Here is a 16,506-nt window from a genome sequence, read left to right as displayed (position 1 = left end):
GTCGGAGAGCACGGGCAGGCCGGGCAGCGGCGAGAGCCTCGGCAGCGGCGTGTTCGCGGCGGCGGCCGCAGCGTCGGCTGGCGAGACTTCGCGCGGCGCGATGTAGACGGGGACTTCAGGCGCACCCGGTTGTTCGGCTTCGACAGGAGCGGGCGCGGCGGGCGCGTGCGTCTGCGCGGGTGCACCCGTTGCGCCCGTTGCGCCCGTTGCATCGGGCGGCGCATTGAGCGCGAGCCAGCCCGAGTAGTCGGGCGGCGTCTGCGCGTCGATCTCATCGGTGAGCGTCTCCAGCAGCGCGCCGATCGACTTGGCGTCGCCGCAGCGCTGCTCGCCCTGGAACAGCTCGGCGAGCGGGCGCTGGAACACGCGCTGGCAGACCGCATCGGCGTCGCCCAGGCGGCACGCAAAGAAGAACACGTAGAGGCTGTCGCCCGCCGCGGTCATGATGTCGCCCGCCCGGCGCTGATGGCACGCCTTGAGCGCATCGACGTGCGCGACTTCGGGCATCAGCGCGAGACGGATCAGCACGTTCGGCAGCTGGATCACGCGGCTGCGCTCGACGGCGGCGCGCACGAGCTCGACGAAGTGCGTCGCGCTCACGTAGCCGCTTTCCTCGCCGTGCATCACGGCGGCCAGCGCCTGGCGATAGTCGGCGGGCATGGGGCGCGAGAACACCTGGCCTTGCAGGCTCTCGACGATGGCTTCGCACTGCGAGAGCGTCGTATTGCGCGCGATCACGCGGTTCGCGCCGAGGTTGAGCATCAGCGACTCGTAGCGCATCGCCACGCCGTCTTCGCGCACGATGATCTTGAGCGCGTTGCCGCATTGCAGGCGCAGCGTGTGGACGTGCTCCGCGAGCGCTTCGAGGTCGCGGCTCGCGCCGAAATCGAGAATCACGGTGGCGGCGACGGCGGTGCGCGCGGCGGTGAGCGCTGCCTCGTTATCGTCGACGACCTGCCACGCGGGCGGCAGCACGCGTTCGTTGAGCACGGCGTCGCGCGAGACGATCACGCGGCCTTCGTCGGGCGCGAGCAGGCCCGCTTCGCCGATCGAATGCTGGAACGTGCCGCCGGATACCGTCAGCCGATGATCGACCGCCGAAAAGCGCAGCGGCAGCGACTGGCTGCCCAGCACGCTTTCACCCGCGCGCCAGAACGCCACTTCCCAGTGGAACTGGCCCTGCGACTGCAGCAGTTGCGCCGCGCCCGCGAAGCGCGCCTGGAAGGCGGCGAGCGCGGGCTGGACGTTGTTCTCATCGGCGTTCGGCAACTCGGCGACCAGCAGCACGCCGTAGCGGTGCGTCGCGCACCAGTTGGCGAGCTGCGCGCCCTGGCGCATCAGCGTGGCCGCATCGTGCCAGGCGAAAAACGCTTCCGCGCCTTCGATATAGAACTGGCTCGCGGGTGCGGCGCACTGGTTGGCGATCGCGTCGAGCGCCTCGATCAGCACCTGCGCGCCGTCACGCCCGTCGAGCGGCGTAAGCGAGCAGACGTTGGCCCAGTGATGGGTGGCGTCGCGCCGGTCGACGTCGACGCCGTGTTCGCGCAGCGTCGCGGCGATGCTCGCGGTGTCGCGCGTGGACAGCACCGTGGCCGGGCCTTCGAGCGCGGCGGCGGCGGTTTCCCAGAACAGCGCGTCGCGTGCGGGCGACGCGCTGGCGTAGACGATATGCACCTGGCCCGAGCCGAGCGCGGCCAGCGCGGGCGGCAGGCCGTCGATCGCAAGCGGCTCGCGCTGCGAAAGACGCGCGAGCAGCGAGGCGCGCGGTTCGGCGCCGGGCTGGGCGGCGTTGGTGGCGTCAGTTGTCTTATTGCGGGCGGACTGGTTCATCGTGTCGCTCCCGGCGCGGCCGTCGGCACCGCCCACGGCCCGTCTGCAAAGGCGAGCGGATCGGCGAAATACGGCAGCGCCCTGTCCATCGAAGTCTTCATACGATGCCTCAATATTCCGAGTATGGCCTGACCGGCGTCGGCGGGTACGGCACCGGGCCATGCTGCGGCGAGAAGAAGTAGCGCAGATACAGCAGGCCGACGTTCGGCGCGTAATCGCGCGAGCGGTCGAGCCGGAAACGTCCGCCCACCGTGAAGTGCGGCGTCACGCGGTATTCGAGCGCGGCTTCCACCGCATAGCTGAAGCCGCCGCCCGAGCCGCCGCCGAAATACGGCGAGCCCAGCCCGTTGGCGGCCATGTAGGTGGCGGCTTCCGATTGCAGCGCGGCGTTGGTGGGGAAGTACGCCGAGCGGTCTTCGTTTGTGAACGACACGCCGACCGAGCCGTCGATTTCCCACGAGAGCTTGTTGTAGCGCCCCGTCCAGTCGAGCGGAATGCCGAACGACAGATAGCTCTGCGGGCTGTAGTAACCGCCGTTGCCGAAGGTATAGAAGTGCTCGTTCTTCGAGTACTTCCAGAAGTTGATCGTGAGGCCGCTCGACACCGTCTGGTCGGGCCGCTGCCACACCGTGAGGCCATAGCCGCTGCGCACGCGCAGTTCCTGGTTGGTCTGCACGTTCGAGCCGGTCAGCAGACCGTAGCCGACGCTTGTGAACAGGGTGCCCGGCCCGAAGTCCTGCGCGCCGCGCACGGTCACGCTGTTGCGCACCACGCCGCCCCAGGTCTCGCCCGTCACCGGGTCGCGCCCGCCTGCGTAGGACACGAGGCTGCTCGTCATGGCCCGGCGCGACACGTCGACCGACAGCGAGGCGTGCGGGAAGTCGTAGCGATACAGCAGGCCGCCCAGCACGCTCGTGATCGGGAAGCCGATTGGCGTGCTGCCGATATCGGCGCGCCAGTTGGTGTTCGCGCGGTTGTACTCGTAGCCGGCCGCGAGCGCCACGCCCGTCGCCGTCTGGTTCGACGGACTGAGCCCCGTGTTGCCGAGCGCCGCGATCTTGCCGTACTGGTACGCGGCCTGCAGATCGTTGGCGGGCAGCGTGCCGGCGTTCAGGTAGACCGTGTCGGCGTGGAAGAAGTAATGGCCCGTGTAGCCGTCCGGAATGCGCACGTAGAGCGGGACTTCGGTCGCGTGCAGCTCCGAAATGCCGGAGTCGCCCGAGAGATTCGACTGATACCACTCGGTGGCGATCTGCCCTTGTTTGCGATCTTCCAGCCCTTGCAGCGCGCGCGCCGCCGAAGTGAGCCCGTCGCTCGGGTCAGGCTGCTCGCCTTCGGCCTGCTCCTGCGTCTGCGAGGTGCGATAGAGGCTGGCGGCTTCGTCGTAGTCGCCGCGCGACTGCGCCACGCGCCCGGCCTGCGTCGTGATGTCGGAGCGGTCGGGATAGCGCGCGCGCAGCGGATCGACCACGTCCTGCGCGTCCTGATTGAGCCCTTGCGCCGTGAAGCGCCGCGCGACGGCCAGGCGCGTGTCCACGTCGTCCTCGGGCGTGTCGGCCAGCACGTCGCGCACCAGCTGCGCGGCCTGGGCGTTGCGGCCCATGCGCTCGTACTGGCGCGCGATGGTCAGGCGCGCATCGGGATCGCTGGGATTCGTCGCCAGCACCTTTTGCGCCGACGCCACCGCGCCCTTGTAGTCGCCGCGCGCTTCCAGCAGGTCGGCTTGCTCCAGCAGCCAGCGGCGGTTCGACTTGAGACGCTCCGGCACGGCGTCGAGCGTGCGCTGCGCGTCGCGCAGGTCGCCCGCGGCGATCTGGCGATCGGTCGCGCGCACCGCCAGGCGCAGTTCCTGATCGTCGAGACTCGCGCGCTGTTCGTCGGTGAGGCCGGGCTGCGCGCGCGTCGTGTCGATCCACTTCGCCCACTCGTCGTCGCGATTGGCCGCGCCCAGCAGCTCGCCGTAGCGCACGCGCACGCCGTTCGCGGCTTCGTCGCTCGGGTGCGCCGCGAGCCAGTCCTGCACCAGCTTCAGCCCCTTGTCGGGTTCGCCGAGGGCGATCCACTCGCGCCCCACCGAGGCGAGCATCTGCGGATCGTTGGCCGCCGTGGCGCTGGCCGCTGCCGCATCGAGCATGGCGCGCGCCTCGTCGTCCTTGCCTTGCGCGATAAGCTGGCGGGCCTGCACGAGCAGCTTTTGCGCCTTGAGATTGCCGATCAGCTCGCGCATGCCGTCGCTGCGCTGCGCGACGGGAATCGCGTCGAGCTGCGCCGCCGCGCCATCGACGTCGTCGACCGAATTCAGGTACAGCGCGGTCGCATAACGCATGTCGGGCGCCTGCGAGACCTTCAGGCCGTCCTCCATCACCTGGCGGCCCAGCGCGGGCAGGCCCAGGTCGCGATACTGGCGCGCGAGCGTGAAGCGCGTCCAGGCGTCGTCGGGCGTGAGGCGTACGGCTTCTTCGAGCTTGGCGATGGCCGGGCTCTTGTGATTTTCGGCGAGCAGCTGATCGGCCTGGATCGACAGCAGGTCGGCGCGCAGACGCTTGAGTTCGGCGTCCGAACCCGTGAGGCGCGGCGCGGTGGCCGTGATGAGCGGATCGATCTCGCTGTCGCGATGCGTCTCGCGCAGCACCGTCACGAGACTGCGCAGCGCGCCCATGTCGGGCTTCTTCGCCTCGACGAGCGGGCGCAGCAGCGCTTCGGCCTCGCTCCACTTCTTCTGCGCGATCAGCGAATCGGCGAGGATGCGCGTGGCGTCGCTGTTGCCCGGATCGAGCTTGAGCGCCTGGCGCGCGAGCGCTTCGCCTTCTTGCGGCTTGCCCTGTGCGTTGGCGGTGCGGGCGCGGCCAATGGTGCCCCAGATGTCGGCCGTCTTTTCGAGGCTGCGCCACTTGCCGGCGTTGTCCGGGTCGAGCTTGAGCGCGCGCGCGAACAGCTCGCGCGCCTCGTCCTGGCGTCCTTCGCGCATGCGTACGAGGCCGAGTGCGCCAAGCGTCTCGCCGTCGTTGGGGTTGGCGCGCTGCGCCGTCTCCAGCGATGTTTCGGCATCCTTGAGGTCGCCGCGCTGGAGTTGCGCGAGGCCGCGATTGCGCGCCGCCGAGCCGGGGCCCGCCGGGCGTGGGGCCGCGCTGCCGCCGCCGTTGCCGCCACTGTTGCCAGCCGAGGCGACGATATAAGGCTTGCCGCTCGCCGCCGCTGCGTTGGCCTGCGCCACGCCCTTCGGCCCGAGCTTCTTCGCGAGATCGGCGACGGTCTGCTGCGTGTCGGCATCGTCGGGCACTTCCTGGAGATAGCGCTGATACCAGACGTAATAGGCCGGATCGTCGCGGCCGGCGCTCGCGAGCGCGCGCCGCCAGCGTTCGAGCGCGTCGGCGCGGTTGCTGTCCTGGCGCTGGTAGACGCCGTAGATCAGGTTCAGCCCTTCCATGCGCGTGCTGGCGCGGTCGGTCAGCAGGTCGCCGAGCGTGAGCGCGCTCGCGCTGTCGCCGGGATTGCGCTTGAGCCGCGCGCGCAATTCGTCGATGACCTGCGGGCGGCCCGCGGCAGTGCCCGCCATGATGCGGTAGTAGTCGCGCGCCAGCGCGCCTTGCGGCGCGCCGTTCGGGAACAGCTTCTTCATGCGTGCGGCGGCTTCGTCGGATTTGCCCGAGTTGGCCAGCAGGCGGATCTCCGCCAGCTCGTTCTTGTCGGTGGTCGCGATCCGGTAGGCGTCGGCCAGTTCCAGGGTCGCGGGCGCGTTGGGCGCGATTTTCTTCAATTGCACCAGCACCTTCGCGGCATCGGCGGGCTGGTTCATGCGCAGCGCGACTTCGCCCTGGAGCGCGAGCACGTCAGGCTGCTGCGGATCGAACAGCAGCGCCTTTTTCACGAGGCTCTGCGCGACATCGGGGCGGTTCTTCGCCATCCACATGCGCGCTGCCGAAAGCAGTTGCGCGGCCTGCGCCGACGGTGCGGCGGCATAGGTCGCGGGCTGCGGCGCGTTCGCGGCGTTCTGCGCATTCTGTGCGCGCGCAACGAACGGCGACGCCGCGATCAGCAGCGCGAGCAGCGACGACACGCGAGGTGAAAAGCGCGGCGTGGCGCGCGGGCGCCGGGAAGCGCGCTGCGGCGCGCGGGCAATGGCGAGGGCGATCAGCGCGGTGCCGGGCATCGGGTCGTCCATGCGGGCGCGACGCGGCCTTGCGCGTCGAAGTGGTAAAGGCCTTGCAGATAGCCGAGGCCGAACAGCATCAGCACGCTGCTGTAGTAGCCGGGCGGCGACTGTTGAGCGAGCGTGCGGCTGCGCAGGACCTGGGCATCGGCGAGATCGGTGCGACCGAGCGCCGACAGGTACGGCGCGAGCGCCGCCGAAAACCCGCCGTTGCCTTCGCTCGGGCCGGGCGTGCCGGTCTGTGTGTCGACGCGCTCGGGCGGATAGCCGTGCGCCTGCACGAACGCGGAAAGCGGCGAAAAGGTCGCGAGCGTCTGGCTGCGCAGCGGATCGTCGAAGGCCAGCATGCCCGCCCACAGATAGACGCGGATCGCGTTGTAGGCGCTTTCGGCGTGCGTGGGCGCGTCGGGGCCAAAGCCGTTCTTGCCGCCGTTCTTCGCGCCGTCCTTGCCGCGATAGACGACCCAGTCCGGTGAAAAGCCGTGCGGCGCGGTGTCGTTGACGAGCTTCGCCGAGCTGTCGAGCATCGCCTTCCATTCGCTCGAATCGGGCAGCGCGAGCGCGAAGCGGCGCATCACCTGGAGCGGCACGTAGCTCGGGTTCAGGCGCCAGCTATCCTTGTCGAGCTTGAAGCCTTGCGGCCCAGGCAGCACCGTGCGGCCCAGGCCCGGCAGCGTGGCCGTTTCGCTGCGCACGATGTTGCGCGCCATCACGGTGCCAAGCGCCGTGTATCGGCGTTCGTTCCAGAGGCGGCCCGCTTCGAGCAGCGTGTAGGCGATCCAGAGATCGGCGTCGCTGGCGGAGTTGGCATCGATCACGCCCCACGTGCCTTTCGACGAGGGCACGGCGCTGGCCGCTGACGCACCCGAAGCCGCCGCAGCACCCGAAGCCGCAACCGACGCCGCAACCGGCGCGCCTTTCTCGTCGATATCCGTACGTCCCCAGATCCAGGCCGGCAGATGCGCCGTGAGGTCGCCCTGGGCGAGATTGTTCTCAGTCCATTGCAGGATCTTGTCGAAGGCCGCGCGGTCGTTCGCGACGAGCGCGAAGAAAAGCGCATACGACTGGCCCTCGGACACGGTGATCTGGCGCGGCGTGCTGCCGTCGATCACGCGCCCGTCGGCGGACAGCAGGTCGCGCTTGAACGCGCTCCAGTCGGCCCACGCGCACGTGCTCGCACTCACGCTTGCGCTCGCCCCGGCGGCAGGTGTTGCCGCAGGAGCAGGCGTGGCAGCCTGCGCTGCGCCCACGCCCACGAGCGGCGCCAGCGGCGCGAGCGCGCAGGCGCCGGTCGCGAGCCAGCGCGCGAGTCGGGACGATCCCGGCTGCATCGTCAGTCTCCGGTGCGGCGAGCGGCCATGCGGCCCAGCGCCCAGAACACCGTAAGCGCGACGATCAGGCCCGCGAGAATGCCCGCCAGCGCCATCAGCGACGGGAAGCGCGAGACATGCACCCAGATGCGCGCATACCACGGCAGGTCGCCCACGAAGTAGCGATCGCCTACGCGCAGGCCTTCGACGTCGTTGTTGCGCACGAGGCTCAGGTCGCCGTGCATCGCTGCTATCTTGCCGCTGTCGGACATCGCGTCGAGCACATCGCCCAGTTGCGCCGACGACGTCGTGGCGAGCGCCACCACGCTGCGTCCCGAAGCAAGCGGCGACTCGAAGCCGATCAGCGCCGAAATCGGCCCGCCCAGCGTCACGATCGAGCGTCCGGCGGGCGTCGAATCGTCCATGTCCTCGGTGCCGCCGAGCCAGCCCGGCCAGCCGCTGCGCTGGTCGCGCGTGGTCACGGCGGTCTTGCCCTGCTCGATCAGCAGCGGCAAATCCTTGCCCCATTTGGCGAGCAGGTTCGCCCCCGAACCCGAGCCGATCACGAGCAGGTCGTTGCCGCTCACGCTATCGACCTGGCTGGCGGGCACGATCTTCACGCGCAGCGCGGGCAGGCCCGTCCACTCGCCCATGTGGCCGAGCATGGTCAGCACGGCTTCCTGGTCCTGCGCGTTGGGCGCATCGGGAATCACGACGGCGGTTTCCGCGAGGTCGGCCATGCGCGTGAACGGATAGCCGCTGTTGGCGAAGTACGCGAGGTTCGGCATCGCCGTGTAGTGCGCGAAGTCGCTGAAGTCGACCACCGAATCGGGATCGATGGCGGCGCGCGCCACGTCGGTGGCCGTCGACGTACACAGGCCGGTCTTCTGCGAATCGATGTGGAACTGGAACTGGAACTGGTTGTTCGAGCCGACGCGGAAGGCCGGGATCTCGATGTTGCTCGACGCGCGCGCATCGGCGCCCGACAGCAGCGGCACGTTGATGCGCGCTTCGTCGGTCGAGCGCGTGACCGGCTTGAGGCGCTGCGAGCGCACCAGCTGATCGTTGATGCTCACGTTGAGAATCGAGTCGTTCCACGTCGACGGCGCCGTGTAGCGATAGCGGATATCGAGCGGCACGTTGCTGCGCGACCACGCGTAGAGGTCGGCGGGCACGCGCATGTTCACGCGGATCGGCGGCGGGTTGTAGCCCGAGACCTGCAACTGCTGCGGGTCGCTCACCAGCTCGCGCAGCAGCACGGGGCGGTCGGTCGGCACCCAGTTGGGCGCGTCGTAGGGCTTGCGCGCCGGGCCCAGGTCGACCGACTGCACGACCACGCTGTCGCCCGACATGCCGGCCTGGCCGAGCACGAGCGCGTCGGCCGCCTTCTCCAGTTCCTCCGGCGTGCGCCCCGCGAGCACCAGCAGCTTGCGGCCCGACTGGGGATCGGCGGCGGGGTTGTTCATCACCGTCACCGTCGGGCCCTTGATCTCGGGCAGCGTGAGGCCGGCGGGCACCTGGCCTGGCAGCGCAAGCACGACAGCGTTGGCATCGGTGGGCGCACTGCGCACCACCGGGAAGCGCGCGCCGCGATAGCTGGCAAGCGCACCGAGCCACGACGACACCACGCCCGCCGCATGCAGCGCCGGCACGCCCGCGTTGGCGGCGAGCACGAACGGCACGCGCAGCAGCGTGTTGTCGTGTTTGTCGAAGAAAGGCAGCGGAAGCAGCGCGAGGCTGTTGGGCAGCGTGATGCCGGTCGTGTTCAGCGTGAGGGTGGTTTCGGGCGCAACGTCCGCCCACAGCGCCGAGTGATACGGGTCTTCGCAATGGTCGAGCGTGTAGTGCGCGATCATCTGCACGCTGATGCGGTTGAAGTCCGTGAAGAGGCGCGGATCGAGATTGATCTCGCTCGTCACGAGCTGACCGGCGGTTTCCTTCACGAGCGGAATCGTCGCGACGACTTCGCCGTTGACCATCACGCGCAGGTGCGAGAGCGCGTAGATGAGCGACGGCGAGTACGTGTACACGAGGCGCAGCTTCGCGCTGTTGACGACTTCGTCGTTGCGCACGTCGACGTTCAGGTAGCCGGTCGGATCGAGCCCGCGCAGTTCCATCGGGCCGTAGCTGCCCATCTGGCGCAGCGAAAACACGTGCGTGCGCGGCGGCCCGGCCGGAATGGGCGGGGCCGTGGCGTCGATCGGCATGGCGATCTTGCCGGGCGCGGTCTGGATCACGGCGGGGCCGCTGCCGCCTGGCGTATTCGCCACACTGCCGGCCACGCCGCCCGTCAGCCCGATGCCGATATCCGGCCCGGACGCCGGTGCGGCGACGGCAGCGGAAGCCGCCGTAGCAGTTGCCGTGCCTGGTGTTGCGTTAGAGGGTGTTTTACCGGCTGGCGTGGAGGCCAGCTTGTCGGCTGCGGGAAGGCTGGACGCCAGCAGCAGCCCGGCGGCCAGTGCGCCAAGGCGGACTTGAACGGAAACTCGCATCGCAAACGGGCCCTTTGTCTTATCGCGACGGCTGTCCCAGAATTGTGCACAGCCAGCCGTCGTCGGGTGATATTGGCGATTCCGCTTTCCCGCCCTGATCGGGATTGCGCCAACGTTCGGAGTTCGTCGGAGTTTATATGACTCTTATCAATTACGGCAGATGATTGCTCACCGTTTATTTACATTGCATTGTTAAGAAAAGTTAGAGCCGGGAAGTCCGTTGTGTTGTCAGGGACTTAGGTAGTCGTATCCGCGCAACGCTTTAGCTGGCAAGCCTGAGCGCGGGGTGTGTCGGCGTTTTCCAGAATGGGCTTTATGGCCTTTGTGTGATCAATGTTTGCGAACGCTAATGCATAGTCTGCTATGCATACTGAATGGAATTTAGCAAGTGATGTCGATAAGCCGACATGTAAGCGAACCATAAGGCGCATTGCTCTTTTTATTAATTTGATATCCGAAGCAATCGAGTGGGGCGAGTGGAATTAGCGGGCGGCGAACTGCGTGCGCCAGCGCGTGCGCGTTAAGCTTGCCGCTTCCCCCCTCGCGGAGCAGTGCAATGAACGAACAGACCTGGCAGGCAGTGGACGACTGGTTCTCGGAGCGATTGATCGGCGCGGACGAAGCGCTTGACGGCGCGCTGGCGGCAAGCGCGAAAGCGGGCCTGCGCGCCATCAACGTCGCGCCCAATCAGGGCAAGTTCCTGCATCTGCTCGCGCGCATCCAGGGCGCGCGGCGCATCCTGGAGATCGGCACGCTGGGCGGCTACAGCGCGATCTGGCTGGCGCGGGCGCTGCCGGGCGACGGCGTGCTCGTCTCGCTCGAATTCAATCCCGACAACGCCGCCGTGGCGCGCGCCAATATCGCGCGCGCGGGCCTGGGCGACAAGGTCACGGTCGTGACCGGCCTCGCGCTAGACTCGCTCGATGCGATGCTGCGCGATGGCGCGGCGCCGTTCGACTTCGTCTTTATCGATGCGGACAAGCAAAGCAATCCGCAGTACCTTGAGCGCGTGCTGAAGCTCGCGCGCCCGGGCACCGTGATCGTCGCCGACAACGTGGTGCGCAGCGGCCGCATCGCCGACGCATCCGATCGAGACGCCGACGTGGTCGGCCTGCGCGAGTATTTCGAACGCGTGACCGGCGATGCGCGGCTCGATACGACGGCGGTGCAGACCGTGGGCAGCAAGGGCTGGGACGGCTTCGCGATCACGATAGTGGGCGCATAAAAAAACGCCGGTGCTGCATGCAGCACCGGCGTTTCGACCTGAGGTTTAGACCTGAGTGGGCGCGAGACGCGCGCTCAGAAGTCCGTCGTCATCGAGAACAGCACCGTGCGCGGCGCGCCCATCGTCAGATAGCCGCCGGTCGTCGAGCTCCAGTAGGCCTTGTTGGTCAGGTTGAGCACGTCGGCGCGGAAGGTCGTGTCGCGGCCAAAGATGTTGGTCTTGTAGCGTGCGCCCAGATCGACCGTGTCCCATGCCTTGATCGACAGCGTGTTGGTCGCGTTCAGGTATTGCGGCCCCGTGTGCGTGTAGCGCGCCGAGAACGTCAGGCCCTGAACCCAGGGCACATCGTATTCCGCGCCCAGGTTGAACATGAAGCTCGGCACGCCGATCGGATGGTTGCCGTCCGTCGAACCCGTATCGAGCTGCACCGCGTTGATGTAGGTCGCGCCTGCGATCACGCGCACGCCCTTGTAGACCTCGCCGAACACCGACGCTTCCACGCCGCGATGGCGCTCGTTGCCGTCCGCCACGAAGTAACCCGCGCTATTGGTATAGCTCTGCGGCTTTTCGAGCTGGTACAGCGCCAGTTGCGCGCCGTACTTGCCGGTGTCGTACTTCACGCCCACTTCATACTGCTTGGTGCGCGCCGGAGCGAGCAGCGCGCCATAGTTCTTCGCGGTGCTGGGCGCCTGGTCGCCTGCCGACAGCGATTCGCTGCGGTTGGCATAGAACGAAAGGTTCTCGGTCGGCTTGATGACGAGGCCGAACAGCGGCGTCGTGATCGAATCGTTGTAGGCCTCGGTCTGCGCGAGCGTCGACGACGAATACGCGTTCGACAGGATCTCCTGGTGACGCACGCCGACCGTGAACAGCACGCGGTCGTGGAAGAAGCCGAGCGTGTCCGACGCGGCCACGCTGCGCATCAGGTTCAGCGCCGTGGTGGGCGGGTTGCCGTCGAGGCCCTGCGAGTAGTACTTCGAAGCCGGCGACGGCACTTGCGGCGTGTTGTAGAGATCGGTGTTGTAGCTGCCCGAGAGGTTCCACGCCGACTGCGTGTTCACGCGCACGATCGACGCGCCCGCCGTCACGAAGTGGCTGACGGGGCCGGTGTTGAAGTGGCCGCGCACGCCCACTTCCGCCGACGTTGCGTCTTCCTTGCGCGGCACGTACATGCGCGTGGCCGTGGTCAGGTCGGGATTCGTGTAGTACGGCGACGAATACTGGCCGGACTCGGTGCTATGGCGCACGCCGCCCGCCACATAGGCCGTCCAGCCCGGCACGAAGTCGTACTCGGCGCGCAGCAGGCCGACCGTGTCTTCGGTCTGGCTCGACGACCAGGTCTGGCCGTAGTTGTAGGTCGCCGACGGCACTGCCGGGATTTCCGTGCCCGACACGTACACGACCGGGCGGCCATCGCTGGTGTGCTGGTGCTGATAGAGCAGGTCGCCTTCGAGGCGCAGCTTGTCGCCGCGCCAGTCGAGCGCCACGGCGGTCTGGTTGTTGCGGCGGTGCTCGCCGTCGATGCTGGTTTCGCCGTCGCGGTTGGCCTGGTTCACGCGAATGCCGAACTGATCCTGGTCGCCAAAGCGGCGGCCCACGTCGATATGCGTGCCGAACTCGCCCGAGCCGCTGCCTTCGAGCGTGACTTCGGTAAGCGGCTTGTCGTCCGCGCGCTTGAGCTGCAGGTTCACGCTGCCGCCTATCGAGCTGCCGCTCGGCGCCGCGCCGTTCAGGAACGCGCTCGCGCCCTTGAAGACGTCCACGCGCTCGATGGCGGGCGTCTCCACCATCTGGCGCGGCGTGATGCCGTAGAGCCCGTTGAGGGAGACGTCGTCGCTGTCGAGCTGGAAGCCGCGGATGACATAGACCTCCTGGAAGTTGCCGTAGCCGTAGGCCGTGCGCACGGCCGGATCGTTCTGCAGCACGTCGGCGATAGTGCGCGCCTGCTTGTCGGCGATCGCCTTGGCCGTGTAGGTTGTCATCGAGAACGGCACGTCGATGTTCTTCTGCTGGCCGAGCATGCCGAAGTTGCCGCCGCGCGCCACCTGGCCGCCGCCGAAGGTCGGCGCGAGATCGCCCGGCAGGGCTTCCTTCGCGGCCTGCACTTTCACGGTGGGCAGCGTGGCGTTGGCCGCATTGGCCGTACTGGCCGTGCCGTCGGTCGCTGCTGCGCTGCTTGCCTGCGCGAACGCGGCGGCGGGCAGCGCGAACGCGACGGCGACCGCGGCGAGCATCGCGCGGCGGCTGGCGGGCAGGACGGGGTGTGCAGGTTGAGTCGGGCAGGCGTGCAGCGCGGCCGCATCAGGGCGCGGCGAAAGACGACGGGTGACAGACATAAATAAGTTCGAAGCGAATGCTCATGCAGCCGCATCGCGAGACCGGTGGCTCGACGGCGGACGTATTGTTTTTTGGATTGCGCGGGCATCGGGGCGATGCACGGCAGGCGTATTCTCAAAAGTATGCGGATTGTATATGCAAATGAGAACGATTGTCATTCGTACGCAAGCTGTCAATGACCGTCTTCGGCGTTTACGCAACACTTTCGGGGTGTGGTTATTCGTTGCGGGCGCAACGATTCGCCTGGATCATTGAAAGGGCCAAATCGCTGCGAACCTGGTTGCATCGGATTCGACCTCGCGGACGCTGACGATCGCGCGTGCAAATCTCGTTGCGTGTGCCATTTCATGTGACCGGGACGCGGCTTCTGGCTGTGCTGCGACCCCGCTTGCGGCCTGCGACGGCACCCTGCGGTAAACCCTCGACATAAGCAGATTCGATGGCTTTGAGCGGCAGTTTCGGTACGCCGCACGCCAGGCCCAAACCTACAATGGGGCATCGTTCCAATGAAGCTGGGTGAACCGGAAATGACTGAAAAATCGATGCTCGTGGTGAGCGCGCATAGCGCGGATTTCGTATGGCGTGCAGGTGGCGCGATCGCGCTGCACAAGAAGAACGGCTATCGCGTGAAGGTGGTCTGCCTGTCGTTTGGCGAGCGCGGCGAGTCCGCGAAGCTGTGGCGCAAGGGCGCCGACATGACGCTCGATAAGGTCAAGGCCGCGCGCCGCGAGGAAGCGCTCGCCGCCGCCGAGATCCTCGGCGCCGAAGTCGACTTCTTCGACCTGGGCGACTACCCGCTGCGCGTGTCCGACGAGGCGCTGCTGCGCCTCGTGGACGTCTATCGCGACGTGCAGCCCGCGTTCGTGCTGAGCCATTCGGCAAAAGACCCGTACAACTTCGACCACCCGCTCGCGATGCACGTCGCGCAGGAAGCGCGCATCATCGCCCAGGCCGAAGGCCACAACCCGGGCCAGAAGATCGTCGGCGCGCCGCCGGTCTACGCGTTCGAGCCGCACCAGACCGAGCAGTGCGAATGGGTGCCGAACACCTTCCTCGACATCACCGAAGTGTGGGACGTCAAGCGCCGCGCCATCGAATGCATGGCCGGCCAGGAACATCTGTGGGAGTACTACACGCGCGTCGCGCTGCAACGCGGCGTCCAGGCCAAGCGCAACATCGGCATTACGGCCAAGCGCGACATTCAGTACGGCGAAGGCTATATGCGCCTGACGCCGGCAGTGGTGGGAGACCTGGCATGAAGCGCGGCGTCGTCGTAACGAACATTGCGCGCGCCGACGCGCGCGACGTGGCGATCCTCCAGGCCGCCGGTTCCGCCACCGTGCACGAGGCGCAGGCGCGTCTGGGCCTGCTGGCCACCTATATGCGCCCGATTTACTCCGGTGCGGCGATTGCCGGGTCGGCGGTTACGGTGCTGATGCCGCCGTCCGACAACTGGATGCTGCACGTGGCCGTCGAGCAGTGCCGTCCCGGCGATATCGTCGTGGCCGCGCCGACCTCGCCTTGCGAGGACGGCTATTTCGGCGACCTGCTGGCGACCTCGATGAAGGCGCGCGGCGTGCTCGGTCTCATCATCGACGCGGGCTGCCGCGACGTGCGCACGCTCAAGGAGATGAGCTTCCCGGTGTGGTCGAAGGCAGTGTCGGCGCAGGGCACCGTGAAGGAGACGCTGGGCTCGGTCAACGTGCCGGTGGTGTGCGCGCAGCAGATCGTGAATCCGGGCGACGTGATCGTCGCCGACGACGACGGCATCGTGGTCGTGCCGCTCGCGAGCGTGCCGAAGGTCGTGGAAGCCACCCAGGCGCGCGTCGCCAAGGAAGAGAAGACGCGCGCCGTGCTGGCGGGCGGCACGCTCGGCCTCGACTACTACGCGATGCGCGAGCGCCTCGCGGAAAAAGGCCTGCGCTACGTGCAGTCCGCTGCGGATCTCTGAGCGGGAGGGCTGGCCGGTGGTATCGACTTCGTTACACGACACGTCAGCGCGCGCGCAGACGCGTATCCGCTGCATGCTGATGCGCGGCGGCACGTCCAAGGGCGCGTACTTTCTCGCCTCTGATCTGCCCGCCGATCCGGCGCTGCGTGACCGCGTGCTGCTGGCGGTGATGGGTTCGCCCGACCCGCGCCAGATCGACGGCATCGGCGGCGCGGATCCGCTCACGAGCAAGGTGGCGATCGTCTCGCCCGCGACGCGCGACGACGCCGAAGTCGACTATCTGTTCGCGCAGGTCGTGGTGAACGAGGCGCGCGTCGACTACGGCCAGAACTGCGGCAACCTGCTGGCGGGCGTAGGGCCATTCGCCATCGAGCGCGGCCTGGTGGATGCGCTCGACGGCGCGACGTCCGTGGCGATCCACATGGTCAACACCGGGCAGATCGCGGTCGCGAACGTGCCGACGCCGGGCCGCATCGTGCAGTACGAAGGCGATGCGCGCATCGACGGCGTGCCGGGCACCGCGGCGGCGATCCCGCTGGCGTTTCGCGACACTGCGGGCTCGACCTGCGGCGCGTTGCTGCCGACCGGCAAGCTCAAGGACACGGTGGAAGGCGTCGACGTCACCTGCATCGACAACGGCATGCCGCTCGTGCTGATGCGCGCGCAGGACCTGGGCCGCACGGGCTACGAGACGCGCGAGCAACTGGACGCCGATGAAGACCTGAAAGCGCGCATTGAAGCGATTCGCCTCGCCATTGGCCCGCGCATGAATCTGGGCGACGTGCGCGAGCGCACCGTGCCAAAGATGTGCCTCATTGCGCCGCCGCGCGACGGCGGCACGATCAGCACGCGCAGCTTTATCCCGCATCGCTGTCACGCGTCGATTGGCGTGCTGGGCGCGGTGAGCGTGGCGAGCGCGGCAGCGTTGCCGGGCACGGTCTGCGACGGGATTGCGGTGCTTGCCGAAGGCGCGCAGGGCGACGGGCAAGGTGACGACACAGAACGCGTCGTCGTCGAGCATCCGACCGGCGAATTCACCGTCGGATTGACGCTCGCTCGCCGCGATGGCGAAACCGAAATCACAGGCGCGGCCCTGCTGCGCACCGCGCGCTGGTTGTTCGACGGCGTAGTGGCGATTCCGCCTTCGGTCTGGACTCCATAACTTCGCTGGTTGTCGCGTACGGCTCAGCCGGCGCGCCGATGATGGCGCG

General features: G+C 67.9%; 9 protein-coding genes. 4 read left to right on the top strand and 5 right to left on the bottom strand.

The genetic code is table 11. The features are described from left to right. From bcsE to bcsB, 4 genes are all read right to left on the bottom strand, one after another. Positions 1 to 1,830, bottom strand: a 1,830-nt coding sequence (bcsE, locus tag BBA01S_RS44530) for a cellulose biosynthesis protein BcsE (RefSeq protein WP_167336084.1), incomplete at its 3' end; no start/stop codon positions are given. A 109-nt stretch (positions 1,831 to 1,939) separates the two neighbouring features. Continuing rightward, positions 1,940 to 5,992 carry a cellulose synthase subunit BcsC-related outer membrane protein gene (locus tag BBA01S_RS37020; RefSeq protein WP_245641710.1) on the bottom strand — a complete coding sequence of 1,351 codons (4,053 nt, stop codon included), beginning with the start codon at positions 5,990 to 5,992 and terminating at the stop codon, positions 1,940 to 1,942. Continuing rightward, positions 5,962 to 7,311, bottom strand: a complete 1,350-nt coding sequence (gene bcsZ / locus BBA01S_RS44525) for a cellulose synthase complex periplasmic endoglucanase BcsZ (protein WP_084162775.1) — start codon at positions 7,309 to 7,311, stop codon at positions 5,962 to 5,964. Before bcsZ ends, BBA01S_RS37020 begins: the two co-directional genes overlap by 31 nt. 2 nt (positions 7,312 to 7,313) lie before the next feature. Then, complete coding sequence (gene bcsB, locus BBA01S_RS37010) at positions 7,314 to 9,782, bottom strand: cellulose biosynthesis cyclic di-GMP-binding regulatory protein BcsB (protein ID WP_027820812.1); 2,469 nt, start codon at positions 9,780 to 9,782, stop codon at positions 7,314 to 7,316. 556 nt (positions 9,783 to 10,338) lie between these two features. Between bcsB and BBA01S_RS37005 the strand changes: the two genes are divergently transcribed. Beyond that, positions 10,339 to 11,007, top strand: coding sequence for an O-methyltransferase (locus tag BBA01S_RS37005; RefSeq protein WP_027820811.1), 669 nt, complete (start codon positions 10,339 to 10,341; stop codon positions 11,005 to 11,007). 74 nt (positions 11,008 to 11,081) lie between these two features. On the opposite strand, the gene BBA01S_RS37000 is transcribed toward BBA01S_RS37005, so the two are convergent. Beyond that, positions 11,082 to 13,241 (bottom strand): TonB-dependent receptor, encoded by a 2,160-nt coding sequence (locus tag BBA01S_RS37000; RefSeq protein ID WP_156966239.1) that lies wholly within the window; start codon positions 13,239 to 13,241, stop codon positions 11,082 to 11,084. Positions 13,242 to 13,850: 609 nt separating this feature from the next. Between BBA01S_RS37000 and BBA01S_RS36995 the strand changes: the two genes are divergently transcribed. From BBA01S_RS36995 to BBA01S_RS36985, 3 genes are read left to right on the top strand one after another with little or no spacing between them, the layout of a single operon-like run. Next, a complete protein-coding gene (locus BBA01S_RS36995; protein ID WP_156966236.1) occupies positions 13,851 to 14,603 on the top strand; it encodes a PIG-L deacetylase family protein in 753 nt (250 codons plus the stop codon). Then, positions 14,600 to 15,295 carry a 4-carboxy-4-hydroxy-2-oxoadipate aldolase/oxaloacetate decarboxylase gene (locus BBA01S_RS36990; protein ID WP_027820808.1) on the top strand — a complete coding sequence of 232 codons (696 nt, stop codon included), beginning with the start codon at positions 14,600 to 14,602 and terminating at the stop codon, positions 15,293 to 15,295. Before BBA01S_RS36995 ends, BBA01S_RS36990 begins: the two co-directional genes overlap by 4 nt. A gap of 16 nt (positions 15,296 to 15,311) precedes the next feature. Then, entirely contained in the window at positions 15,312 to 16,457 is a 1,146-nt protein-coding gene (locus tag BBA01S_RS36985; RefSeq protein WP_281177037.1) for a 4-oxalomesaconate tautomerase, read from the top strand. Positions 16,458 to 16,506: the final 49 nt, after the last annotated feature.

The sequence above is a fragment of the Paraburkholderia bannensis NBRC 103871 genome (assembly GCF_000685015.1).
Taxonomy (GTDB): Bacteria; Pseudomonadota; Gammaproteobacteria; order Burkholderiales; family Burkholderiaceae; genus Paraburkholderia; species Paraburkholderia bannensis.
The sequence above is the reverse complement of the archived record's forward strand: the minus strand, read 5'-3'. Positions and strand labels throughout refer to the sequence as shown.